This is a genomic window from Chryseobacterium cupriresistens (genome assembly GCF_046614675.1).
Classification (GTDB): domain Bacteria; phylum Bacteroidota; class Bacteroidia; order Flavobacteriales; family Weeksellaceae; genus Chryseobacterium; species Chryseobacterium cupriresistens.
Map to the genome: position 1 here is coordinate 108856 of NZ_JBKKJT010000003.1, position 26244 is coordinate 135099.

The 26244-nt window shown below is 37.1% G+C and carries 21 protein-coding genes; 13 read left to right on the forward strand and 8 right to left on the reverse strand.

Annotated elements, in window-relative coordinates:
• Window positions 1-230: 230 nt before the first annotated feature.
• Both ACLI50_RS09450 and ACLI50_RS09455 read left to right on the forward strand, forming a co-directional pair.
• Window positions 231-3512: a fibronectin type III domain-containing protein gene (locus ACLI50_RS09450; RefSeq protein ID WP_202838526.1), complete on the forward strand. Its 3282-nt coding sequence runs from the start codon at window positions 231-233 to the stop codon at window positions 3510-3512.
• A gap of 175 nt (window positions 3513-3687) precedes the next feature.
• Window positions 3688-6012, forward strand: a complete 2325-nt coding sequence (locus ACLI50_RS09455; RefSeq protein ID WP_202838525.1) for a GEVED domain-containing protein — start codon at window positions 3688-3690, stop codon at window positions 6010-6012.
• Window positions 6013-6197: 185 nt separating this feature from the next.
• On the opposite strand, the gene ACLI50_RS09460 is transcribed toward ACLI50_RS09455, so the two are convergent.
• A complete protein-coding gene (locus tag ACLI50_RS09460; protein WP_202838524.1) occupies window positions 6198-6356 on the reverse strand; it encodes a hypothetical protein in 159 nt (52 codons plus the stop codon).
• 43 nt (window positions 6357-6399) lie between these two features.
• On the reverse strand, window positions 6400-7227 hold the full coding sequence (locus ACLI50_RS09465) for an ion transporter (RefSeq protein ID WP_411413636.1): 828 nt from the start codon (window positions 7225-7227) through the stop codon (window positions 6400-6402).
• Between the two features lie 250 nt (window positions 7228-7477).
• On the opposite strand from ACLI50_RS09465, the gene ACLI50_RS09470 reads away from it, so the two are divergent.
• The 3 genes from ACLI50_RS09470 (at window position 7478) to ACLI50_RS09480 (ending at window position 10329) form a co-directional block, all read left to right on the forward strand.
• Entirely contained in the window at window positions 7478-8326 is an 849-nt protein-coding gene (locus tag ACLI50_RS09470) for a phage tail-like protein (protein ID WP_411413637.1), read from the forward strand.
• A gap of 126 nt (window positions 8327-8452) precedes the next feature.
• The gene (locus ACLI50_RS09475) at window positions 8453-9550 is read left to right on the forward strand and encodes a Nif3-like dinuclear metal center hexameric protein (protein WP_202838521.1); all 1098 of its coding nucleotides are present in this window, start codon (window positions 8453-8455) and stop codon (window positions 9548-9550) included.
• Window positions 9551-9552: 2 nt separating this feature from the next.
• Window positions 9553-10329: a zinc ribbon domain-containing protein gene (locus ACLI50_RS09480; protein WP_110009291.1), complete on the forward strand. Its 777-nt coding sequence runs from the start codon at window positions 9553-9555 to the stop codon at window positions 10327-10329.
• Between the two features lie 323 nt (window positions 10330-10652).
• Here ACLI50_RS09480 and ACLI50_RS09485 read toward each other — a convergent pair whose 3' ends face one another.
• Both ACLI50_RS09485 and ACLI50_RS09490 read right to left on the reverse strand, forming a co-directional pair.
• Complete coding sequence (locus ACLI50_RS09485; RefSeq protein ID WP_131797473.1) at window positions 10653-11312, reverse strand: hypothetical protein; 660 nt, start codon at window positions 11310-11312, stop codon at window positions 10653-10655.
• A 7-nt stretch (window positions 11313-11319) separates the two neighbouring features.
• Window positions 11320-13098: an AMP-dependent synthetase/ligase gene (locus ACLI50_RS09490; RefSeq protein WP_343643195.1), complete on the reverse strand. Its 1779-nt coding sequence runs from the start codon at window positions 13096-13098 to the stop codon at window positions 11320-11322.
• 345 nt (window positions 13099-13443) lie between these two features.
• On the opposite strand from ACLI50_RS09490, the gene ACLI50_RS09495 reads away from it, so the two are divergent.
• Together ACLI50_RS09495 and ACLI50_RS09500 are read left to right on the forward strand one after the other, a co-directional pair.
• On the forward strand, window positions 13444-14583 hold the full coding sequence (locus ACLI50_RS09495; RefSeq protein ID WP_110009295.1) for an acyl-CoA dehydrogenase: 1140 nt from the start codon (window positions 13444-13446) through the stop codon (window positions 14581-14583).
• Window positions 14584-14604: 21 nt separating this feature from the next.
• Window positions 14605-14970, forward strand: coding sequence for a hypothetical protein (locus ACLI50_RS09500; RefSeq protein WP_034695305.1), 366 nt, complete (start codon window positions 14605-14607; stop codon window positions 14968-14970).
• 240 nt (window positions 14971-15210) lie between these two features.
• On the opposite strand, the gene ACLI50_RS09505 is transcribed toward ACLI50_RS09500, so the two are convergent.
• The 4 genes from ACLI50_RS09505 to ACLI50_RS09520 form a co-directional block, all read right to left on the reverse strand.
• Window positions 15211-16155 (reverse strand): DUF4349 domain-containing protein, encoded by a 945-nt coding sequence (locus ACLI50_RS09505; protein WP_343643194.1) that lies wholly within the window; start codon window positions 16153-16155, stop codon window positions 15211-15213.
• A gap of 443 nt (window positions 16156-16598) precedes the next feature.
• On the reverse strand, window positions 16599-18194 hold the full coding sequence (locus ACLI50_RS09510; protein ID WP_202838518.1) for a peptide chain release factor 3: 1596 nt from the start codon (window positions 18192-18194) through the stop codon (window positions 16599-16601).
• A gap of 161 nt (window positions 18195-18355) precedes the next feature.
• Complete coding sequence (locus tag ACLI50_RS09515) at window positions 18356-19066, reverse strand: hypothetical protein (protein WP_202838517.1); 711 nt, start codon at window positions 19064-19066, stop codon at window positions 18356-18358.
• 1 nt (window position 19067) lies between these two features.
• On the reverse strand, window positions 19068-19769 hold the full coding sequence (locus ACLI50_RS09520) for a hypothetical protein (protein WP_343643193.1): 702 nt from the start codon (window positions 19767-19769) through the stop codon (window positions 19068-19070).
• A gap of 109 nt (window positions 19770-19878) precedes the next feature.
• Here ACLI50_RS09520 and ACLI50_RS09525 point away from each other — a divergent pair, with 109 nt between their 5' ends.
• The 6 genes from ACLI50_RS09525 (at window position 19879) to ACLI50_RS09550 (ending at window position 26219) form a co-directional block, all read left to right on the forward strand.
• Window positions 19879-20709 (forward strand): CPBP family intramembrane glutamic endopeptidase, encoded by an 831-nt coding sequence (locus tag ACLI50_RS09525; protein ID WP_110009300.1) that lies wholly within the window; start codon window positions 19879-19881, stop codon window positions 20707-20709.
• 41 nt (window positions 20710-20750) lie between these two features.
• Complete coding sequence (gene rdgB / locus ACLI50_RS09530) at window positions 20751-21326, forward strand: RdgB/HAM1 family non-canonical purine NTP pyrophosphatase (RefSeq protein WP_395972927.1); 576 nt, start codon at window positions 20751-20753, stop codon at window positions 21324-21326.
• Window positions 21327-21394: 68 nt separating this feature from the next.
• Window positions 21395-22309 carry a ribonuclease Z gene (locus ACLI50_RS09535; protein ID WP_110009301.1) on the forward strand — a complete coding sequence of 305 codons (915 nt, stop codon included), beginning with the start codon at window positions 21395-21397 and terminating at the stop codon, window positions 22307-22309.
• 6 nt (window positions 22310-22315) lie between these two features.
• Entirely contained in the window at window positions 22316-23086 is a 771-nt protein-coding gene (locus tag ACLI50_RS09540; RefSeq protein WP_395972929.1) for a TIGR02757 family protein, read from the forward strand.
• A gap of 11 nt (window positions 23087-23097) precedes the next feature.
• Entirely contained in the window at window positions 23098-23664 is a 567-nt protein-coding gene (locus ACLI50_RS09545; RefSeq protein WP_202838515.1) for a DUF1003 domain-containing protein, read from the forward strand.
• Between the two features lie 194 nt (window positions 23665-23858).
• The gene (locus ACLI50_RS09550) at window positions 23859-26219 is read left to right on the forward strand and encodes a choice-of-anchor L domain-containing protein (RefSeq protein WP_411413638.1); all 2361 of its coding nucleotides are present in this window, start codon (window positions 23859-23861) and stop codon (window positions 26217-26219) included.
• Window positions 26220-26244: the final 25 nt, after the last annotated feature.

The following is a 26244-nucleotide window of genomic DNA, read 5'->3' on the forward strand; positions in this document are numbered from 1 at the left end:
AAGTCTATTTTGGTTGTATATTAGTTAAGTGTCTGTTATTTAATTAGTTGTTATTTTTCATCATATTGCGAAATAATTATATAATTTAAATAAATGTTTAATTATATAATGTTTGGATGATGTTTTTTATTGTTTTTGTATAAAAATTTATGATATTTTCTAATATTTCATTTAAAATTTAAATTAATATTTATACATTTACCGCCCTAACTGTTATTATTTACTATTTTATGAAGAAATTACTACTTTCGTGTCTGGCTTCCCTGAGTATGGGAGTCTATGCGCAAACCGACGTCGCCAACTATACTTTTTCAAAAAGTACCGGGGTGGCTTATACTTCCATTACAGGAGGTACAAAATTATTCCCTTCTGGGACTAATACTACTTATGACAATGATGTATCCGCAGCAATTCCATTGTCTTCTCCTTTTAATTTCGGTGGTGTTGCTATGACCACATGTTATGTGAGTGCCAATGGATTTATCACGTTTGGAGCAGCTCCTTCCGGGACAAATTATACTCCAATGTCAAGTCTGGGATCAACTACAGGGGCAATTTCTGCTTTTGGGCAGGATGGAGGCTTTTCATCATCAGATGCAACACAACCAGCAGGAAATCATGAAGTGAGATATGAAGACCTGGGAACTGAATTTGTTGTACAGTGGCAGGATCATGCCAATTACTTTAACAGATCTACTGAAAAATTAAATTTTCAGATCAGATTGGTTTATGCTACAGGTGAAATAAAGATCATTTATGGAAGCTGTACAGATCCGGGTACCAGCACTTCAGGCAGTACTCCACAGGTAGGGATAAGAGGAAACAGTACTACTTATGCGTCCAATGTAAATTCCCTGATGATCGGAAACGTGCCGTCAGGAACTACCTGTGACTGGTCTAAAGCTGTTACCGGTAATGCTGCTAGCAGTACAATGCTTTTTTCCAGCACAACCAACGCAAGTGTTAAAATCCCTGCCGGGCTGCAATATAAATGGACACCAGGCACACAGGCTCCGGTAAGGACTTTTGCAGCTGCCACTGCAATTACCAACAATGCTGCTACTGTAAACTGGACGGCTCCGACAGGTGCAACAGCTTACAATGTTCAGTTTAGAGAAGTCGGAAACTGTGATTGGACAGATCTTGTTGGTAATCCGGTTTCTGCTGCAACTGCTACAATTACAGGGTTAACTCAGAATACAAGCTACCAGGTTCAGGTTCAGGCTTTAAACGGATCAGTAAAATCTATATATTCTCATATTCCAAATGCAGCCGGAACGGGGAATGGGTATGTCTCCTCAGGGTCTTTTACCACTACACCTAACTGTGCAAGTACAGTAACCGGTCTTTCTTCTTCTGCCCTGACTCCTGAATCCGCAACAATAAGCTGGACAGCTTCTACAACACCTCCGGGTAATGGATATGAGTATTATTATTCTACATCTTCAACAACTCCGCTTGCAACGGCTACGCCTTCAGGATCTGTAGGTGCCGGGGTAATAACAGCTGATTTATCTGGTCTGACTCCTTCAACTCAGTATTATTATTGGGTAAGAGGAAACTGTAATGGAACAGATAAAGGAAATTGGTCAAGCTCTGCAAACTTTACAACACTTGGGTTATGTCCTACCGTTACCGCTCCTGCATCCAATGCTACAGGAGTAAGTGTAACCCCTACGATTACATGGAATGCAATAAATGGCGCTGCCGGGTATAAACTGAAAGTTGGAACTACCTCTGGAGGAAATGATATTGCAGATATGGATATTGCAGGCGGAACGAATAATTCTTATACTTTCGCTGCTCCTTTAAATTTTGGTGCTGCCTATTATTATTCTGTAACTGCTTATACAGCTAATATTACAGGACCTGCTACCGCATGTACGGTAAGATCATTCCAGACGGTATGTAATTCATCTAATTTACCTTATACTTTAGATTTTGAAAATGTTACAACACCTGCATTGCCAATTTGTACAACAGTGGTAAACAGTGGTTCCGGAAATTCATGGAAAACAGCAACTGCTCCGGCTGGATTTACAGGGAAAGTGCTTAATTATTCCTATAATAGTTCTAATGCTGCCAATACATGGTTCTTTACCCAAGGTTTAAATCTTACTGCAGGAGTTAGCTACAGAATCAAATATAAGTATGCGAATGCATCAGGAACCACACAATATCCTGAAAAATTAAAAGTTGCTTACGGATCTTCTGCTGCAAGTGCTTCAATGACAAATACTTTAGCTGACCACGCTAATATTACAGGTGGAACTGCTACATATGCATTTGTAGACTTTACACCAGGCGCAACAGGAGTTTATTATTTAGGATTCCAGGCTTATTCTGCTGCTAACATGAACCAGATTTATGTTGATGATATCAATATAAATGTGACTCCTAGCTGCTCTGAACCATTGGCTGTTACTGTTTCGGGGATGACAACCAATGGAGCGGATGCTTCATGGACTGCTCCGGCTACTGCTCCTGGAAGTGGATATGAGTATTACTATTCTACAAGCAGTACAGCTCCTACGGCGTCTACTACAGCTTCCGGAACCAGCACTACCACTTCAGCTCCTTTGTCCGGGTTATCTCCTTCCAGTACTTACTATTTATGGGTGAGATCGGTATGTAGTTCTTCCGATAAGAGTGCGTGGAGTTCTCAGGCTGCTGTTTTCAATACACTTTGTGGAACTGCTATGGCTCCTTTTGCTCAAAACTTTGATAATGGAGCAGCACCCAACTGTTGGAGCAGTATAAACCCTACGGCAACAGGTACCGACGCCAATCTGTTCTGGAAGTTCTCAGGGTCTGCAGATTATGGTGCAAGTCCGGCTAATAACCAAAAAGCGGCAGGTACATATGCATGGGTAGATGCAAGTTCACCATATAATGGAGCGGGTGCCAACACGGTTCAGCTGGTTACTCCTCCTGTAAATTTAACAGGATTAACCGCACCTCTTGTTTCTTTTGACTGGTTTAAAAACCATTCTACCACTTCTTCTACAACGGTTTCACCTTCCACTTATGATAACAACAAGCTTACGGTAGAAGTAAACGATGGAAACGGATGGGTAGTTATTTTTAGTGATAATACCAACTCAAACCAATGGAGAACAGTTGCTGTTCCTTTGGCGGCTTCTTACATCGGAACTACTATCCAGGTGAGATTTACTGTAGATAAAAATGTGAATGGTAGCGGATATTACTATGATGATGTTCTATTAGATAATGTTGAAATAAAACAAAATCCTAATCTGGCAACGTCTGAAACTGCAGTAAAAGAAAACAAGATTAATATATATCCTAATCCGTTTACTGATATGCTGACAATTTCTGATGTATCCAAAGTACAGTCTGTTTTAATTGTTGATGTTTCCGGAAGATTGATTAAGACTATTGATAAGCCATCTTCAGAGCTTCAGCTGAGAGATCTTAAAGAAGGGTTATACTTAGTGGTCCTGAATATGAAAGACGGATCTAAACAAACCCTTAAAGCAATTAAGAGATAAAATAGTTTCTTGAAAAAACAGGAAAAGAGAGGCTGCTCAATTTGAGCGGCCTCTCTTTATATAGGTGAAATTGCCTTTTATTAAAGAAAAAGTTTAATTCATTGTGATATAATTAAATAAATATTTTTTTTATTGCTGATTTTCACTAGATTTGATTAACTAATACTGTTTTTATATGAGAAATTTTTTACTTGTTGGTTTCTTAATGGCCGGCTTTTTATCTTCTGCGCAGACTTACTGTACGCCTGCTTTTGCCAGTGGGTGTAGTGGAGGAGATGTGATAGATTCTTTTGCAATTCCGGGTGCCGGATTTGATCATCCTAATACAGGTTGTTCTACTGATGCCTATGGAGATTATACCTCTATGACGATCAACCTGAGTGCAGGTTTGAGTTATGATTTTAGTGTTAAACATGATTACAGTGATCAGAATGTCCGTATCTGGATAGATTTCAATAACGACGGAACTTTTGATGATGCCGCTCCTGAACTTGTAGCTACGGCAAGCAGTACTCTTGTAGGAGGCAATAATATTACGGCTGGACTTATAACCATTCCTGCTACCGTTACTCCAGGTACTTACAGGATGAGAGTAGGAGACAGGTTCTCCAGTGATCCTATACCTTGTAATACGGATGGGTACGGAGAAGCACATGATTATACGGTAAACATTGGTGCCCTTCCGACCTGTTTTGCGCCATCTGCTTTAACCGTATCTGCTGTTACGGCCAATTCTGCTCAGATCGGATGGACAGCTCCTTCTTCTGCGCCGGGAAGCGGTTACGAATATTATTATTCAACTTCCAGTACATATCCTACTGCTACAACAGTTGTTTCCGGATCTATCAATGGATTGACTACAAATCTGCCATCCCTTGCACCAGCCACTACCTATCATGTATGGGTACGCTCTGTATGCAGTACTTCGAACAAAAGTGCATGGTCCCAGATGGCAACATTTATGACATCATGTGTCGCTGTGGGAGTACCTTACGCGTTGGATTTCGAAAGTATAACTCCGCCTGAAATGCCGGATTGTACATCGGTGATTAATGATGGTGCTGGAAATATGTGGGAAACAGGTGATCTGGACGCCCAGGGATTTACAGGTAATGTACTTCAGTATTCTTACGATTATGCTAATAACGCCGATACCTGGTTTTTTACCAATGGAATTAACCTTACCGCAGGAACTACCTACAGAATTAAATACAAATATGCCAATGCAGAAGGAACTGTATACGCAGAAAAATTAAAAGTAGCCTATGGAACTTCAGCTACCAGTGCAGGAATGGTCAATACACTGGCGGATCACCCGGATATTGTTACCAGTACAGCAACAAGCGCTTTTGTGAACTTCACGCCAGCAGCTACAGGTGTTTATTATTTTGGATTCCAGGCGTATTCTGATGCTAATATGAATCAATTATATGTTGATGATATTAAAATTGATGTAGCACCGGCTTGTAGTGAACCTAATGCATTAGTTGTTTCAAATATTACTGCTGCAGGAGCTACCGTTTCCTGGGCAGCGGCTACTCCCGTTCCTGCAAACGGATATGATATTTATTACAGCACAACCAATACAGCACCTACAGCAACAAGCACACCTAATTTTACGGGAGTTACAGCAACTACCTATAATATTCCAGGTTTAGCATCTTCCTCTGTATATTATGTATGGGTGAGATCTGCGTGTAGCGCAACAAGCAAAAGTGCATGGAGTGATTCTGCCACATTTGCAACATTATGTTCAAGTGCAAACCTTCCTTATGTTGTAGATTTTGAAAATGTTACTGTTCCAGAACTTCCAGGTTGTACAATGAATGTTAATGCAGGGGCTGCAAATGACTGGGAAACAGCGGATCCTCCTTCTGACAGCCAGGGATTCACTACCAATGTACTGAAATATAAGTATAACTCTTCCAATTCTGCCAACGCATGGTTCTTTACACAAGGATTGAACTTAACAGCAGGGGTACAATATACAATCAGTTATCAATATGGTAATAATTCATCAACTTATGCTGAAAAACTGAAAGTAGCATATGGTACTTCGCCTGATGCGGCCGCTATGACGGGCTCTATAGCAGATTATCCTTCAATTAATGATGGAATTGCTCATACAGAATCTATAACATTTACAGTTCCTGCAACAGGGGTGTATTTCTTTGGATTTAATGCTTATTCAGATCCGGACCAGTATAATCTGTATATAGACGATATCAGTATTAACAATGCCAACCTGGCAACATCCGAAGTCGCTGCAGCGAAAAATAATATCCGGGTTTATCCTAATCCATTTACAGATGTATTGAATATCTCTGATGTGAAAAATGTGAAAAATGTATCTGTGACAGATGTTACGGGAAGATTAGTGAAAACCATTGGTAATCCCGAATCTACGATCCATTTAAGAGATGTAACGCAGGGAGTTTATCTGATAACGCTTGAAATGAAAGACGGATCTAAACAAACGATCAAAGCCATTAAAAAATAATTCATCATTTAAATAAAAAAATGAGACGGGTCATATGTGATCCGTCTTTTTTATTGAGCTTGAACAGTATTTGAAAATATTGATAAAAAAGATGAGTGAAATGTTCAGCCCATCTTTTATTTTATTCAGGTTTGCAATGCTTGTAAATTGTTTATCGTCATCAATTGCACATTACTCATCACTCATCATTTATCGGATACTGGCTGTATATCGCCTGTATTCATAAGATCAAAAACAGCAGGGAAGAACATTACTAATATAAAATAAATGATGACCATCAGTACAATCAGTGCAAAAAGAATAATTACTAAGCTATTGGGTCTGTTTTTCTTTTTTGGTTCCATGATTTTGTGGTGTTTGATTAATGAATTTTACTTATATCAAATATTAAGCTAATTTCTTGCCACATTTCTTACAATACCTTGCATCATCATCAATATCCTCATTGCCACAGCGTTCGCATACCATTTCCAGGTTTTGTCTTTTGTTTCTCATTTCTGCTGTTACAATACCGGTAGGAACTGCGATGATAGAATAACCGGCCAACATAAGAATAACCGCAAAAAACTTGCCTAAAGGCGTAATAGGAGATACATCACCATATCCTACAGTAGTTACCGTAACGACTGCCCAATAGATAGATTGCGGTATCGTTTCAAATCCAGGTCTTCCACCTTCTACCATAAACATAAGTGAGCCTACAATGACTGAGAAAATGATTAGGAACAGAAGGAAAATGTAAATTTTTCTCGAACTGTTCTTTAAAGCCCTTACAATGAAATACCCGTCATTCATAAAATCCAGTAAATTGAAAATCCTGAATATTCTCAACATTCTCAATATTCTGAAAATCAGAAAATACTTGGTAATAGGAAAGAAAAAACTAAGAAAAAAGGGAACCAGAGCCAGAAAATCTATAATTCCGAAAAAACTGAATATATAGCTCCGCTTATTTTTTACCACTGCAATCCGCATGGAATATTCTATTGTAAAGAAAATGGAGATGATCCATTCAAGAATCAGAAAAGTATAATGGAATCTCTTATCAAGCTTAGGTACACTTTCCATCATAATAATGGCAGTACTTGCAAGAATTAAAAACAATAATATGATATCGAACAGTTTTCCAAGCTTCGTATCGGAGCGATAAATTATCCGGTAAAGGAATCTTTTCCATAGAGTCTCCTCAGGAATAAGATTATGTTCTCTTTCCATTTAGATAGGGTTATTTCACAGCGAAGTTAATAATTTATATATAGAATAGGGTAAATATATGATTGTTAAAAGAATCCTGCAAATGTTAAAATAAAATTCATCATGTAAAAGTGAATTATTATCATTTAATATAGTGGTTATCAATATATTATATTAAGTAAAATACGAATAAAATATGACATATAAAAATATTTTTTTTAACATTTTTACAGTTCAACTTTGTAATTTTATTCTACAAAAGCTTTATATCATGAGAAAAATTTTAACCTTTTTAATGCTGTTTTTGATAAGCAGTTTTGCGTATGCTCAGGTTGGGATTAATACTGTAACGCCAAATAGTGCTTCAGTACTGGATATAGTTTCCAACCAGAAAGGAATTCTCATTCCTCGTCTTACTGATACTGACCGGGATACCAACCTGGCTGATAATGACGTTTCCACTGTACCTCCTGCAGGTGTAGTAAACGCTAACCTTACTGCAGGAACTCTTATTTATAATACGACAACGAATAACTTCCAGTATTGGGATGGTACCCTCTGGAGACAGCTTTTTGTTCCCACATCTTCTCAGGCTGGTAACGACGGTGTCGTTAAAGTAAATTCTGGAAACGCAAATGTAAAACCCTCATTCAATTTAAGTGCATCAGGAAGCGGCTATGGCCCGAGACAACAGGTGCTTTATACCACACCGCTGGTTTTTGCGGCAAGTCCTACTACAAGCTGGCCGGAAACTACCGTTCCATTTCCGGGAGTTACGAGCAATATCTATATTGCGGCTACCGGTAAATGGAGGGAAAATGAAATTAACGGGCAGGTGCATTTTTGGAGAGCAATCGCTACAATCACTCCAGGTTCCAACTCTTCAGGATCCATAAAAGCTACTTTTAAAAATCCCGATTCCGGTTTTGAAATCAATTCTATCCAGCTGGTTCCAAGCGGCTCCAGTGGAACAGGTAATATTCTTACCTTTTATTTCTATACCATTGCGGACCCAGCGAGTCTTGAGCCGGGAAAAGGCTATCAGCTTTTTATGGAATCCGATATCAACTGTGGCGTAGTAGTAGATTCCTTTACAAGAGTATCGCTTTTCAAAGATTAATAGTCTTATTGATTTCTTTTTTAATATCAAAACAAAACCGGTTGAAGAAAGCCGGTTTTTTATTGCAAATTTTTCCAGGTTTTTGGTAAAATTAATATCTTCGCTGTAACCGTAAAATATAAATTAATGAAGCTAAAAACTGTAATTGCAAAGATTGAAGAGGAGATAAGCATCAGGCAGGCAGAAGATTTTGATAACGTAGGATTGCTGTGTGGTGTTTATGATCGTGATGTATCAGGAATTCTGGTTTGTCATGATGCGCTGGAAAATGTAGTAGATGAGGCGATTGAGAGAAACTGTAATCTGATTGTGTGCTTTCATCCCATTATATTTTCCGGATTAAAATCTTTAACAGGGAAAAATTATGTAGAGCGGGCTGTTTTAAAAGCTATTGAAAATAAAGTAGCAATCTATGCCATCCACACTGCATTTGACAATGATTTCTTTGGAGTGAACCACGGTATATGCAGTCAGTTAGGATTAAAGAATATGAAGATTCTTCAGCCTAAAGAAAATAACTTAAAGCAGTTAACGGTTTTTGTTCCTAAAGAGTACTCAGAAAAAGTAAAAGAAGCCATGTTCTCAGCCGGAGCAGGAAATATAGGATTCTATGACGAATGCAGTTTTACAGTGAATGGTAATGGGACATTCAGACCTGTGGAAGGCTCAAATCCGTTTTCCGGACAGCAGGGTATTCGTGAAAATGCAGATGAAGATATGATTTCTGTAATTTTTGAAGGCTTTAAACAAGGGCAGATTGTAGGCGCTATGAAGTCAGCACACCCTTATGAAGAAGTAGCCTATCAGGTTTATAGTCTGGATAATAAAAATCATCATGCCGGATTGGGAATGTACGGTGATCTGGAAGAGGAAATGGATGAAAAAGATTTCCTTGGGTTTGTAAAAGAAAAATTTGGACTGGAGGTGATCAAACATTCTTCTTTTAACAATAAAAAAATCAAAAGAGTGGGGGTTCTGGGAGGCTCGGGAGCAAGTGGGATAAGATCTGCAGCGGCCAGAAAATGTGATGCTTACCTTACAGGAGATCTTAAATATCACGATTATTTTTTAGCAGAGTCTAAAATGCTGATCTGTGATATAGGACATTATGAGTCCGAACAATTTGTTGCTCAACAATTATTTGAAATTTTATCACAAAAATTTAGTACATTTGCAATTTCAAAATCTATTGAAAAAACAAACCCAGTAAATTATTTCATTTAAATATGGCAAAAACCAACGATATTTCAGTTGAAGAAAAATTAAGAGCTTTATACGATTTACAGATCATAGATTCAAGATTGGATGAAATCCGAAATACTAGAGGAGAATTGCCAATTGAAGTTGAAGATCTTGAAATCGAGATTGAAGGTCTTGAAAAAAGAGCTGAAAAATTTCATGCTGATATCAAAGATCAGGAAGATCAGATCAAAACAAAGCATGAAGTAATTAACCATGCTAAAACTTTAATTGAGAAATACAAATCTCAGCAGGATAATGTAAGAAACAATAAAGAGTTTGAAGCATTAGGAAAGGAAATGGAATTCCAGGAGCTGGAAATTCAGCTTGCTGAAAAAAGAATTAAAGAATTCGGAGCTAAAATTGCTCACAAAAACGAAACTTTAGCTGAACTGAATGCAAAGATCGACGATTTGAAAAGCCACTTAAAGTTCAAGAAAGAAGAATTGGATGGTTTGATCTCTGAAACTCAGAAAGAAGAAGAATATCTTTTAGAGCAGTCTAAAGAATTTGCAGCTAAAATCGATGAGAGATTATTGGCTTCTTACAACAGAATCAGAACAAACTCTATCAACGGTCTTGCTGTTGTAGGATTAGAAAGAGGTGCTCCAAAAGGATCTTTCTTCACTATTCCTCCTCAGAAGCAAATGGAAATTGCTCAGAGAAAGAAAATCATCATTGATGAGCACTCTGGAAAAATCCTTGTTGATGATGAGTTGGTAATGGAAGAAAACGAAAAAATGAAATCTGTAATTAAATTCTAATTATTGATTTTATAACATACAAAAGCTGTTTCAAAAATGAAGCAGCTTTTTTTATCTGAACTGATATAAACATAGCAGTACAATTTAATCAGAGTCTTTGTCATTCCGTAGAATCTCGGCTCTTTTTTCGACATAGCATGGATTCATACGGAATGACGGTGATAGTGTTGTAATTGATTAAAAAACTAAATGATGGGGATCAGTAGGAACGGGCTTTAGCCTGTTTAATCAAAATAAAATTTTAGCCAAAACTATAGAAATATCCGAAATAAAATACTTTGTTATAAATAAAAAGTTATTCTTCAATCTATTTTATTAATATATTACTCTTTCTTGTTTCCATAATGAAAGTTAATCTCCTTACACAGTTTGATGATTGCTGTTTTTCCAGACGGTTTGAAACCAGTAAAGGAATACTCATTATCTGTTCCCTTATTAAATATTTTATGTGTTCTGGCGGGAATTTCAATTTCTGTAATCGAAGTGTTACAGCTTAAACAAATACTGATCTGATTGATTTTTTTATTGCCTTTAAAAAATACTAATCCCAGATGAGGTTGAAAACATGCCGCAGAGCTTTCACCATAGCTTGAATTTTTTGCTAAAGCAGATAAGATCTGATCAGCTTGTTTTTGAGTCAGAAACTGTTGTTTCAAGATCACAGGTGTAAATTTTCCTTTTCTATCAATAGGATTAGGATAGGTCTCTTCGTCACCAGCAAAATCATAAGCAATAATTTTATCATAATCAAGCTTGTTAAAAGGAACCCCGTTTTTTACATTGGGTTTTATGGTTTCAGCAGTTTGAATATAATCATTCAATGTTTTCTCTTTTAAAGTGGAATCTGACAAAAGTTGTGGAATTTCAATTTTTTTCTCAGATATTGATTTTGTGTTTTCTATCTGTTGTTTACATGAAAACATAAAAAATACCAATCCTACAAAAGTGGATTGGTAGATGAATCTATGCTTACATAATTTCATTGAATAATTAATCATGATGATCGTACATCTTATTATACAAAGCAATAAATTTCTCTTTTACGGCCTTTCTTTTCAGTTTTAATGTTGGAGTGAGTAATCCGCTTTCAATGCTCCATACTTCAGGAGTAAGCTCAATTTTTTTGATTTTCTCCCAGTTTCCAAGGTGTTCATTAATGCCTTCGATTTCCTTTTCAATTCTTTGCTTCAATTCAGGGCTTTTTGCAATTTCTTCAGGTGTTGAGCCTAAATTAAGATTATTTCTCATAGCCCAGTTTTTTGCAAATTCAAAATCAGGCTGTACCAAAGCACATGGCATTTTTTCACCATCACCTACCACCATAATCTGCTCTATAAATTTTGAAGCTTTTGCCAGGTTTTCAATAGTCTGGGGAGCAATATACTTTCCACCGGAAGTCTTGAACATTTCTTTCTTACGGTCTGTGATCTGTAAAAATCCGTCACTATCGATATGTCCGATATCCCCGGTCTTGAAGAAACCATCCTCTGTGAAAGCTTCTTTTGTCATTTCCTCATTCCGGAAATATCCTTTGAATACAGATGGTCCTTTTACCGTAATTTCTCCATCTTCCTGAATTTTAACCTTTAAATTATCCAATGGAATTCCCACGGTTCCCACTTTCATCTTATCAAAACTGTTCACAGAGATTACAGGTGATGTTTCTGTTAAACCATAACCTTCAAGAATTGGAATTCCGGCATTCTGGAACATTAAATTAAGTCTTGTAGATAGGGCAGCAGATCCTGAAACCAAAGTCACGATTTCACCTCCTAAACCTTCTCTCCATTTAGAAAATACAAGCTTGTCTGCGATGATTTCCTGAAGTCCGGATGGCTTTGAAATGGTTTTCTTTTTGGTGATCAGATTCAATGCCCAGAAGAATATTTTGGATTTTAATCCTCCGGCTGAAGATCCTGTATTATAGATTTTGTCATATACCTTTTCTACCAGTCTCGGAACTACGGTCATATAATGAGGCTTCACTTCTTTTACGTTTTCACCCATTTTCTCGATACTTTCAGCAAAATAAAGAGAAAAACCATTGTACTGATAAAGATAGAAAAGCATTCTTTCAAAAATATGGCAGATAGGAAGGAAGCTTAATGCTCTGGCATCTTTGTAATCAAAGCCTCTCTTTTTTGGAATTCTTGGAATGGATCCCAATATGTTTGAAACAATATTATTATGGGTAAGCATTACTCCTTTAGGTCTTCCGGTGGTTCCGGAAGTATAAATGATCGTTGCCAGATCTTCTGTATTGATCGCATTAGAAAGATCATCCACTTCAATTTGTGTAGATTCGTCCTTGCCCAGATCCAGAATTTCTCTCCAGTTGGCAGCCCCGCTGATACTGTCAAAAGTAAAAATTCCCTGCAAACTCGGAATATTATGTTTTACTTTCATTACTTTATTCAACAGCTCTTTATCAGAAACAAAACAATACTGGATTTCAGCATTATTGAAGATGAATTCATAATCTTCAGGAGAAATACTTGGATAAACCGGTACTGAAACAACCCCGATCTGAGAAAGTCCGAAATCCATAATGGCCCATTCTGTGCGGGAATTGGTTGTAATTAAAGCGATTTTATCCCCTGGTTTTATACCAAGCTTCAATAATCCTCTGGATACCTTATTTCCCTCATTAATAAACTCCTGTGTAGAAGTTTTTTTCCACTCACCATGATATTTGGTTACAAACATATCCGTTTTAGGATATTTTTCTAAAGCATAGTGTGGAATATCGAATAATCTCTTGATTGTCATGATTTTTTACGTAATTTATAAAGAAATTTAAATATAAGCATTTTTTTTAATTGAAACCATCCGAAGGTAATAATTAGAAATTAGTTAAATGCTTACCATAACAGTTTGAATCAAAAAGGAGACCGGAAGCCCTGAAAAGGGGATTTTATATTTTCAATTAATCTTTTATAAAGGTTTATTTTTCTCAATACATTTTATATTGTCTTCCTAATGCATTATCCCGTTTCCCGAAACACGTATCCATCATCATTAAATCTCCCCAAACCTGCCTTTTTCCCGCTTTTAATTTATTTTTTCAGATTTGCTTAAAAAGTGTAAATTTACGGCTATCTAATTATTTTTTTTATGGACTTTAATTTATCGGAAGAACAGCTGATGATTCAGCAGGCAGCAAGAGACTTTGCACAGAACGAACTTTTACCTGGAGTGATTGAAAGAGACCGTGACCAGAAATTCCCTGCTGAACAGGTGAAGAAAATGGGAGAAATGGGACTTTTAGGAATGATGGTAGATCCAAAATACGGCGGTGCAGGTATGGACAGTGTTTCTTACGTGCTTGCTATGGAAGAAATTGCAAAAGTAGATGCTTCTGCAGCTGTTGTAATGTCTGTAAACAACTCATTGGTTTGTGCCGGTCTTGAAAAATTCGCTTCTGAAGAGCAAAAAGTAAAATATCTTACTCCACTGGCCAGCGGGCAGGTAATCGGAGCATTTGCATTATCTGAGCCGGAAGCTGGTTCTGATGCTACTTCTCAGAAAACTACAGCTGAAGACAAAGGAGATTACTATCTTTTAAATGGTATCAAAAACTGGATCACGAACGGTGGAACAGCTACTTATTATATCGTAATTGCTCAGACAGATCCTGAGAAAAAACACAAAGGAATCAATGCTTTTATCGTTGAAAGAGGATGGGAAGGATTTGAAATCGGACCAAAAGAAGACAAATTAGGAATCAGAGGAAGTGATACCCACTCTTTGATCTTTAATAACGTAAAAGTTCCAAAAGAAAACAGAATTGGTGAAGACGGGTTCGGATTCAACTTTGCTATGGCAGTGTTGAATGGAGGAAGAATCGGTATTGCTTCTCAGGCGCTGGGTATTGCTTCAGGGGCTTACGAACTGGCACTGAAATATGCTAAAACAAGAAAAGCTTTCAAAACTGAAATCATCAACCACCAGGCGATTGCATTCAAATTGGCTGATATGGCAACTCAGATCACTGCTGCTAGAATGTTATGTTTCAAAGCTGCGTGTGAAAAAGATGCAGGAAAAGATATCTCTGAAAGCGGAGCTATGGCAAAATTATACTCTTCTCAGGTGGCAATGGATACTACTATTGAAGCAGTACAGATCCATGGAGGATATGGATACGTGAAAGAATACCACGTAGAAAGATTAATGAGAGATGCGAAAATCACTCAGATCTATGAAGGAACTTCTGAAATTCAGAAAATCGTTATTTCAAGAAGCATCGCAAAATAACATTTATAAAACACACTACCTATGAAAAAATCTTTGTGGATCACCCTCGGTGTCGTACTGCTGTTACTGGGCGTATTTGTCTGGTATAAGTACTATTTCGTTTTCGGAGAAGGAGTAAAATCCGGATACCTGAATTATGCTATGAAAAAAGGTTATGTCTTCAAAACTTATGAAGGCAAGCTGATTCAGGAAGGCTTTGGAAGAGGAAAAACAGGAACTATTACAAGTTATGAGTTCGAATTTTCTGTAGATGATCCTGAAGTTTTCAAACAACTGGAAACCAACAGTGGTAAAACTTTTGATCTGCATTACAAAGAGTATAATGGCGCACTTCCCTGGAGAGGAAACACAAAATTTATCGTAGATAAGGTAGTGAATATGAAATAAAAACAAATAAGGCTCTCAATATGAGGGCCTTATTTTACACCAAATCACAAAATATTAATATATGAAATAAAATTTCCAAATTTATTTGAACCTCGTCTGATCGGAGATTCATTGCATTTTGCTTATACTTAAAGTTAAGAGTTATTTTTCTAATAAACAACACTTCTGTTGAATATTTGGTAAAATTAAACATAAGAATCGAACACCAATTCCAAACCTCATTAAAAAAAAATTAAAAATCTAATGAGAATCACGATCAGCGGTGTTCCCATTCTTCTTTTTATAGAAATAATATCCAATGCCGGCAATAAGAAATAAAGGCCACAGCGGCAGGATAAACAGGAATATAGAAGTAATAACATTCCATCCGGATTCAATGGCTGCCAGGGATTTTCCACCGAAGGTTTCAGGCTCTGTTTCTGTTTTAGCTTTCTCACTGATATTTACATTGATCGTACAGATTGCATTGTCCGTATAGTTTCGTCCTGAAATCTGAATATCTTTTGTGTCAATATCTCCAACATTGCTGTTAATAGCATTCATTAAACTGTCAAAATGTTGCATAGGAACTTTGATATCCAGACTGTATACTTTTTGGTTTTCCCCATGCAGATAGGCGGATTCTACATAAGAAAGATTTTCACTTTTGATATAGCCGTTATTTCTGCTGATTTCTTCTCTGATGATTTCCTTTACTGTCTCCACATTCTCTGCGGTTATAGATAGATATCCTGATTTTACCATTTTATCTTGTGGCATATTCAGTTCGTAACTGCCGTTCTTAGGCTTTTCTTTATAGATGATTTTGGTTTCTTTAATAACCTTGGGAGCCGGAACTTTTGCTGCAATCTTTTCAGTCTTCTTTTCTACCGAATCCTTTTTCTCTATGTTGGATTCCAGTTTTGTATTCGCAATTTTATCCGATAAAGAATCTACCATTTTGGAAGTGTTTTCTACCTTTTGACGGAGGTCGTTTTTCGAATTTTCAAAATCTTTTATTTTAATACTGGCCGAGTCCAGAACTTTATCAGCCGTTTTACTGACATGATCCATGGTTTCTGTAGCAACAGTGGCAACACTGTCCGCTGAATGGATTGCTTCATTGATTCTATCCTGGGTAGCTTCTGCTTTTTTGCACATAATGAAAGTGCCTGCTACAGCAGCGAGTAAGATGAACTTTTTCATAAGATTAATTTTTTTGATGAAGTAAAATTAGAAGGGAAGTTCTTGTAAAGATTGTAAATGAAATGTATTATACTGGTAAAATGCTAACTCATATATTATCACGGTTTTGTATTTGTTTTACAAAAGATTTACAAAGCGTTTTTCTGAGTTTTGATGGAATAAGATTAGGATTTATACTTCGCAAAGGAGCATTTAATAACAGTATTCTATTGCTTGTGGATTTGGATTTCTATAGAATGACAAACAGAGTACTCAGTTATTCATACACTTTGTCGTTTTACCAAATATGAGTTGGGAAATCTAAAAATTCCCATTCTCCGGAGTGGTGGCAAAAATTCGAAGAATTTTAGACGAGGTGGTTTCATACGATATATTATAAAAAAATCCGCAGAAATTTTCTGCGGATCTATATTGTAAGCAATTTCGGTTTGCCTGATTGCTTCTTAACTTTCTCTGAACTCACTGATGAAGTGTAACTTCACATTCGGGAATTTCTCCTGCGTCATATGAATGGTGAATGAAGAATCCGCCAGGAATACCAATTGATTGTATTTATCTCTCGCCAGGAATCTCTGCTTTAATCTTGCAAATTCTTTGAACTCTTCAGATTTTTCGTCAGCTTCTACCCAACAGGCTTTGTGCATGGATAGAGGTTCGTAAGTACATTTTGCGCCATATTCATGTTCCAAACGGTACTGGATAACTTCGTACTGTAGTGCTCCTACGGTTCCGATGATCTTTCTTCCGTTCATTTCAAGGGTAAACAGCTGTGCAACCCCTTCATCCATCAGCTGATCAATACCTTTAGCTAATTGTTTGGCTTTTAAAGGATCATTATTATTGATATAACGGAAATGTTCAGGAGAGAAGCTTGGAATTCCTTTGAAGCTTAATTTCTCTCCACCTGTTAATGTATCTCCGATTCTGAAACTTCCCGTATCATGTAAACCAACGATATCACCCGGGAAACTTTCTTCTACCACCTCTTTTTTATCAGCAAAGAATGCGTTGGGAGAGGAGAATTTCATTTTTTTCCCTTCTCTTACCAGTAAATAATTTTCGTTTCTCCTGAATGTTCCTGAAACAATCTTCACGAATGCAAGTCGGTCTCTGTGCTTAGGATCCATATTCGCATGGATTTTGAAAACAAATCCTGTGAAAGTACTTTCCTCAGGTTTTACCAGACGGGTATCACTTTCCTTTGGCTGCGGCATCGGAGCAATATCAATGAAAGCATCTAATAGTTCACGTACTCCAAAATTATTTAAAGCAGAACCGAAAAATACCGGCTGAAGATCACCTTTCATATAATCATCACGATTAAATTCAGGATAAACAGACTGGATCAGATCAAGTTCTTCCCTTAAATTTTTGGCCGCTTTTTCACCAATAACATCATCAATTGAAGTATCATTGATATCATCAAACTTAATAGAATCTCCAACTTTCTGCTTTTTCTCTTCCAGGAATAACTGAATATTGTTTTCCCATATGTTATAAATTCCCTGGAAGTCACTTCCCATACCAATCGGTAAAGAAAGCGGACAAACGGTTAAACCCAGTTTTTGTTCTACTTCATCCAGCAGATCGAAAGCATCCTTACCTTCACGATCCAGTTTATTAATGAAAACCAGCATCGGAATGTTTCTCATTCTACATACCTGAACCAGCTTTTCCGTCTGTTCCTCAACCCCTTTTGCAACGTCAATTACAACGATTACGGAGTCTACAGCAGTTAATGTTCTGTACGTATCCTCAGCAAAGTCTTTGTGACCCGGAGTATCGAGAATGTTGATTTTATGATCTCTATATTCAAATGCCAATACAGAAGTCGCTACAGAGATTCCTCTCTGTCGTTCAATTTCCATAAAGTCGGAGGTAGCTCCTTTTTTTATTTTGTTGGATTTTACCGCACCTGCTTCCTGAATCGCTCCCCCGAAAAGAAGTAACTTTTCTGTAAGAGTTGTTTTTCCGGCATCCGGGTGGGAAATGATCCCGAAGGTCTTTCTTTTTTGTATTTCTTTGATTAAGTCTGACATATCGTATTTTGAAGTTGCAAAAATCGTGATTTTTTATGAGGTTTTCAAATTTAAATGAAGACAATGTTCATTACGCAGAAGAATAGAAGGATAACCGCATTTGAGAATGAAAGATATGGCTATAAACTCATCAGTAATTGGCTTTGCGTCAACATTACTTATCAGACAAACATTTTTATCAGCAATATAAAGACATAAACCAATCCGGCAGCAATCAGTATAAAAACTGCAGATATGATATATTCAAATATTCCAAATTTTGTTTTTTGTGGTTCTGAACTAAGATTATACTGATCAATTGTCTGTTGGCTTATTTTCAGATCCGGACGAAAGTGTTGAATTCCTCTAAGAAAATGACGGTAAAGCTGATATTGGTTGCATAGAATTATTAAGTTAAAATTAAAGTCTACCGTTGAAGGTATAATTTCCCCAACTTTATTTTTCAGGTAAACCTGCAATGTTGTTTTGCCATATTTTATAGTCTGAGTGTTGCGGACATATACATCATCAGATGAATTTTCAGCGGGCTGAAGATCGCTGTACAGGATCGTTTCAATAATAGTATTTTGATTGTTGTAAAAAGTAACTCCTTTTTCATTGACAACAGCTTTTCTGGCTCTTTCTTTTATACGGTATGTTAAAGCCATGATCAAAGCGACCCAGCAAAAAATAAGAAGAAGCAGGGCAATAAGAATCGTGAAAAAGATTCCAGGATCATTTTCTGCATATTGTCTGAAATTATTGTAGATAAAATTAAAAACAACCCCGATTACCACCATAATCAGAATAACAGCGATCCAGAGAATTCCCATGAGAAAATAAGTAGTGGGTGTATTGATTTTGGATTCTATGGCCTGGAATTTTTCAATCATTTTAATTCTTGATTTCAGTTAACAAAAAAACTAGCCCGCATATAAGTGCGGTAATTATGAGTGCTGCCAGAAATAAGAGCCAGCCTCCCAGAGAAATTCCATTGCTGTTTACTTTCCATGTTTCTGTGTCAATAGAGTAGTTACGGAAAGCAAAAGGATCTATCGTTAAATCAGGACGGAAAATAACAATGCCGTGCAGAAAATGAGCATACAAAGCAGATTTATTTTTAACCACTTTAAAAGGTAGATTCATATCAATACGCCTTGTTGTTTCTTCTTTTTTATCTGATAAGACTGTTACCTCCAGTAAAGGAGTGATTCCTGATCCTACCGGATTGACTGTGTAAATATCAAAATTCTGTTTTGAAGGCCGGAGATCTGTGTAGAGGATCTGATCTGCAATTTCATTTCTTGAATTATAAAATAAGAGGCCGGTTTCATCAACCACAATTGTATGGGCCGGCTTTTTCCTTTTAATAATATAACGGATCGCAGGAATCAAAATCAACAATGAAAGTCCCCAACTGATCAAGGCAGGGTACAGCATGGCTTCAAATCCTCTTTTATAAATTCCGTAAGCAGGGCCCAAAACGAAAATCAAAGCGAAAGAAATAAAGATCACAAAGAAAAGAGCATTCAGGACAATGGTCATCCATCTGTTGGTGGTAGACTCAATTTTTTGGAATGGAAATTCTGTATGCATTTTGTGATGTTCATGGATAAAGGAACGAAAATAAGAAAATCCTTTTTTAGTTGCCTGTAGCAGTCAAAAAAATTATCTTTGTTTTTCATAAACTTTTTACAGAGAAAGGATGGAAAATAGCAAATATCCGAAGTTTACGTTTACATGGTTGGGCGGTGTTGTCTTGGTGGTTGGATTATTCGTAGGAACAATGGCCGTTTCTTTATTCAGTACTTTCTGGAAAGTGGTTTTCAGGGAAAATATTGAATTGAAAGACTGGTTTCTGATGGTAGCAAATTCTGTAGGATTCCTTACTGCTATTGCCTTTTTTGACTTTTTTATCGTAAGGCGTACCACGCAAAAAAAGCTTAATTTCAACATGTCATCAGTTAATTTTTCAACCTATCTCCTCATCTTTCCAATGATGGCGGGAATGATGTTTATTTCTGAATTTGTAGCCGCTCAGATCCCAACTACAGGGCCTTTTTTTGGAGATTTTTATGAATATTTTACAAGGCTGATGAGTCAATTGACAGATAATCCGGTGATAATGATTATCATGACTGTTATTATGGCTCCCGTTTTTGAGGAAATTATTTTCAGAGGAATTATCCAGAAAGGATTGATTAATAAAGGAGTAGAACCCTGGAAAGCAATTTTGTATGCTTCCATTATTTTTGGAATAGTTCACGGAAATCCATGGCAGTTTATCAGTGCAGTGATGCTGGGCTGTGTGCTTGGATTGGTTTATTATAAAACAAAATCTTTACTGATGCCGATATTACTGCATGCGTTTAATAATTTAACACTGTCATTGTTGGTTCTTTATGGTAAAGATGAGAGTTTTGCAAAAGTTCTTCATATTTCAGAATGGCTTGTATTAGCTGCAGGAATTGTACTTTTCTCCTTATTCTATTACCTGTTTATGAAAAAGTATAAAGTGCATTATGCTGAAATGTAAGTTACCCGATTTAAAAAGTAAAATTGAAAATGAATATAGAAATGGAATTATTAGTAGCTACACACAACGAACATAAAAAAGAAGAAATCCAACAGATCCTGGGAAGTGACTGCGTGGTGAAAAGTCTTACCGATTATAATATTCACGAAGAAATTGTAGAAGACGGAGATTCATTTCATGCCAATGCCCTGATCAAGGCTAAATATTGCTTTGAAAAAACAGGTGTTCCAAGTTTGGGAGATGACAGCGGTTTGGTCGTAGAATCTTTGGATGGAAGACCTGGGATTTTCTCAGCCCGCTATGCCGGAGACCATGATTTTGCAAAAAATATCGAAAAGGTATTGGCAGAAATGCAGGGAATTGAAAACAGAAAGGCTTATTTTGTAACGGTTCTTTGCTATTATGATGAAAACGGGGCGCAATATTTTGAAGGCAGAGTTCATGGAAATTTACTGACAGAAAATAAAGGTTTCAAAGGTTTCGGATATGATCCGATTTTTGTTCCTGAAGGATATCAAAGAACCTTTGCAGAAATGGATCCTGAAGACAAGAATAAAATCAGCCACCGCAAACAGGCATTAGACCTGTTTATGGATTTTTTAAAAGTAACCGATTAAGTTTACATATCAGGGCGAAATCCCCATTTAGTTTTTCTGTTGTACATTTGTCATCATAAATTATTGATTTGAGTACTTATTTAACAATATTAGGTTTTAACTCTGCGATTCCGACCATCAACACGTCACCCACAGCACAGCTGCTGGAAATGGAAGAAAGACTCTTCCTGATCGATTGTGGAGAAGGTACACAGGTTCAGCTGAGAAAAGCAAAAGCAAGATTTTCAAAAATCAATCATATTTTTATCTCTCATCTTCATGGAGATCATTGTTTTGGGCTGCCAGGGCTTATAGCTTCTTTCCGTCTCTTAGGAAGAGATATGCCTTTGCATGTTTACGGTCCTAAAGGTATTAAGAAGATGCTGGAAACTATTTTTCAGATCACAGAAACCCACCGTGGTTTTGAAGTGATTTATCATGAACTGGATAAAGATTATTCTGAAAAAATATATGAGGACAACAGGGTAGAAGTATATACTATTCCGCTGGATCACAGAATCTACTGTAACGGTTATCTTTTTAAAGAAAAGCCAAAAGACAGACATCTTAATATGAAGGAGATTGCGAAATACAGCGAAATTGAAACCTGCGATTATCACAATATCAAAGCAGGGAAGGACTTTGTACTGAGTGATGGCTATGTTCTTAAAAATGAAATTCTGACTGTTGATCCGGCTCCATCGGTATCCTATGCATTTTGCAGTGATACCCGTTATCTTGAAAGTGTCATCCCGATTATTAAAAATGTAACGGTTCTATACCATGAATCCACATTCTTACATGATCTTAAGGAAATGGCTGATTATACAGGTCATACCACAGCTTTGGAAGCTGCTACGATAGCTCAGAAAGCTCAGGTCGGAAAGTTGATTTTAGGCCACTTTTCTAATAGATACGGGGACCTGACCGTATTTACTGATGAGGCGAGAGAAATATTTCCCAATACATTTCTGCCAAAAGCATTGGAGAGTGTAAAGATTTAAAATAATATGCTGAAATTTGAAGAACTCAGAGATTTTCTCAACGAAAAAGCAGATCAGTATAACGCTCCTGATTTTATTGAAAATGATCCGATACAGATTCCGCATCGCTTTTCTTTAAAACAGGACATTGAAATTGCAGGATTTCTGGCAGCAACAATTTCCTGGGGAAACAGAAAGTCGATCATTAATTCTGCAGATAAAATGCTTGATATTATGGGAAATTCACCCTATGATTTTGTAATGAGTTATTCTGAAAAAGATCTGGAAAGTATTCAGGATAAAAGTATTCACAGAACGTTCAACGGACAGGATTTCTCTTATTTTATCAGACAGTTCAACAGAATTTATAATGAAAATGAGAGTCTGGAAAGTTTATTTAAAGTAAAAAAGACAGAAAATAACTTTCTGCATGCCATAGAAAGATTCAGAAACGGATTTCTGGAAACAGAAAAGCACAGAAGCCATAAACACATCAGTTCACCTTATAAGAATTCCTCTGCCAAAAGGATTATTATGTTTTTAAGATGGATGGTGCGTAAAGACAAAAGAGGAGTAGATTTTGGAATCTGGGAAAATATTGATCAAAAATATCTTTCCATTCCTCTGGATGTACATACCGGGAACATTTCCAGAAAACTGGGATTGGTTTCGAGGACACAAAATGATTGGAAAACAGTGGAGGAGCTGGATATTGCCATCAGAAAATTTGATGAAAAAGACCCTGCAAAATATGATTTTGCATTGTTTGGATTAGGAGTAACAAAAGAACTGTTGTAAAAATAGAAAGGATGAAAAAATATAACGAAAAAACAGAAGTTCTTGAGAAAATTGCAGACAGCATTACCTCATGGATCGGATCTATTCAGTCCCTGATTGTTCATACTCTGCTGTTCCTTACCTCGTTTTTACTTCCGATGCTGAATATCGTTGATTTTGATAAAATGCTTCTGATTCTTACGACCGTACTTTCCCTGGAAGCTATTTATCTGGCAATCTTCATTCAGATGTCTGTGAATAAAAGCCACGAGAAAATTGAAGATATCCAGGAGGACATTGAGGAGATCAGCGAAGATATCGAAGACATTCAGGAAGATCTTGAAGAAATCAGCGAAGACATTGAAGAGATCAATGAGGATATTGAAGATATCCAGGAAGACATTGAGGAAATCAGTGAGGATATTGAAGAGATCAACGAAGAAGAGGATGAGGAAGACCACAATGAAAGAGCGAAAAATGTAATGCTCAAGAGCAATGTAAGCTCCAACAAAAATGAAATTAAAGCTTTAAAGGATATTATCTCGCAGTTACAAAATGAAATAGATCAGCTGAAAAAAGATGATAAACAGACGGAATAAGTTTATTAAAAATGGAAACAGACTAAACCTCTTAGTCTGTTTTTTTATGTCTGAATTGTTCGGTTTAATGATTTATGGAAAATGTAACGATAAGAAAAATTTATTGTGAATGTACACGATGAATTATAAAATAGTAGTGGTTAAGGGGGAATTAGTATAATTATTTTTGCTACATTTGAACAAATGAAAACAAAATGTTAATTTATAGACTAAAAAACTATTTTTTCCTTTTTTCTTTTTTATTGATTTCTGCTTCCACATTTTCTCAGACGAGACCCGTCAGGAAGTCCGAAAAAATAAAACCTTCTGCGGCCAGTCTTAGAGCTGGAGCATTCATTGATGTGAATGTACCTCCATATACACCTTCCAATTATACACCGGAGCAGTTGGTAAAGAATATTCTGATCAATGGCGGTACCAACTGTACAACAGCCAATGTAACCAACGTTACCGTATCTCCGAATCATGATGTGACTAACAGCAACAGATTCTGGGGATATTTTCATAAAGGAACTACCAGCTTTCCTTTTACCGATGGTATCGTCCTTACTACAGGATACGCTTCAGAAGCCGGTAATAGCTATGTGTCAGCTGTAGGACAATCAGTAGGAACAGGAAGTGATGCAGATCTTGTAGCCGCTACCGGAGCTACCGTTAGCTTAACGGATGCCGTGGCTCTTGAATTTGATTTCGTTCCGAATTCCAATCAGGTGAAATTTAATTATATCTTCGTTTCAGATGAATATACTTCCAACTATCCTTGTGACGGGTATTCCGATGCCTTTGCTCTTTTGCTGAAAAAAGTGGGAGATCCTACTTATACCAATCTGGCTGTACTGCCGGGAGGTGCCGGACCTGTAAGCGCAACCAACATCGTTCCTGCAGGAAACGGATTCAGCTGTGGGCCTATCAATGCTAATTATTTCGGGGCTTTGGCCAATCCGCATCTGGTTATTAATTACTATGGAAGAACAACACCTCTGACAGCTGTTGCAGATGTAATTCCAGGGCAGACCTATCATTTCAAAATGGTATTGGCTGATGCAAAAGATCCTTCTCATGACTCTGCAGTTTTCTTAGAGGGTGGATCTTTTGACGTAGGAATTAAAATTGTAGATGAAGCAGGAGTAGTGCTGCCGGGCAGTATCAACATGTGTGATAATACTCCAAAACAATTGAAAGCACAGGTGGCAGCAATTCCGGGCATGACTTATCAATGGTACAAAGACGGAGTGGCCATTCCGGGGGCAACCAGTGCCGTGTATGTAGCTACCCAGGCGGGAGTTTATACGGTAAAAGTAATGGTTCCGGGAAATCAGTGTCCTGGCGAAGCTACTATTACCATTATTGGAGGAACAAGCCCTACTGTACAAAATGCTGAACTTAAGCTCTGTACCACACCAGCAATTACCAGTTTTAATCTGGAAACAGCAAAACCTCTGATCAGTACAACGCAGGGAGCGGTATTCCGTTTTTATGCAAATCAGGCTGATGCGCAGGCTCAAAATAACAGTTATATCACCAATCTTACCAATTATACAGGAACAGATGGACAGATATTATATGTTCTGGTTTCCAATGGTGCTTTCTGTAGTAAAATTGCAACCTTAACGTTAAGAAAAGAAGAAACACCAACAGCATTGGTTACAGCACCAAGATTGAAAATCTGTGCCGGAGAATCCGTATTGTTAACCGCTACCGGCGGTGTAACCTATGAATGGAGTGATTCAGCAGCCGCTACCGGCGGAATCAGAACGGTAAGCCCAACTCAGACTACCACTTACACAGTATATGCTATCGGAGCACAGGGATGTAAATCTCTTCAGCCGGCACGTATTACCATTGAAGTAGTAGCGGCTATTGTTTCAAATTTAAAAGGAGGCCATATCTGTCAGGGAGATAAAATTATTCTGGATGCTGGTTCAGGACCAGGATATACCTATCAGTGGAGTACTGGTGAAACGAGTCAGAGCATTACAGTAGGTACTCCTGGGGAGTATTCAGTAGTAATCAGTAACGGGGTTTGTTCAAAAGAGTTCGAAACTCAGGTGATTAAAGCTGTAATTCCGGAAGTGATAAAAGTGGATTATAATGAGAGTGGAACCATGATCGTTACAGCAAATAATCCAAGTAACGGTATCCTGGAATATTCAGTAGATAACGGAGTTACATGGCAGTCTTCCAATGTATTTAATAATGTCCCTAAAAATAAAATCATTTCGATCAGGGTAAGAGTTAAATTTACAAGCTGTGTCGGTTTCCTTGAATTCTTTACATTCGTCATGAAAAATGTAATTACTCCAAACGGGGATAATATTAATGATACCATAGATTTCAGTGGTGTGGTTAATTATAAAGACTTCAGCGGACAGGTTTTCGACCGATATGGAAGAGAAGTGTTTAAAGCAGCGAAGACCAGACCGTATTGGGACGGATATTTCCAAGGTAAAAAGCTTCCTACTTCAACATATTGGTATCAGGTAACCTTCGAAGATCCTGCGAGCAAGGAACTTACTGTGAAAACAGGCTGGATATTGCTTAAAAATATAGAATAATTTGAACTATAACTGAAAGACTGAC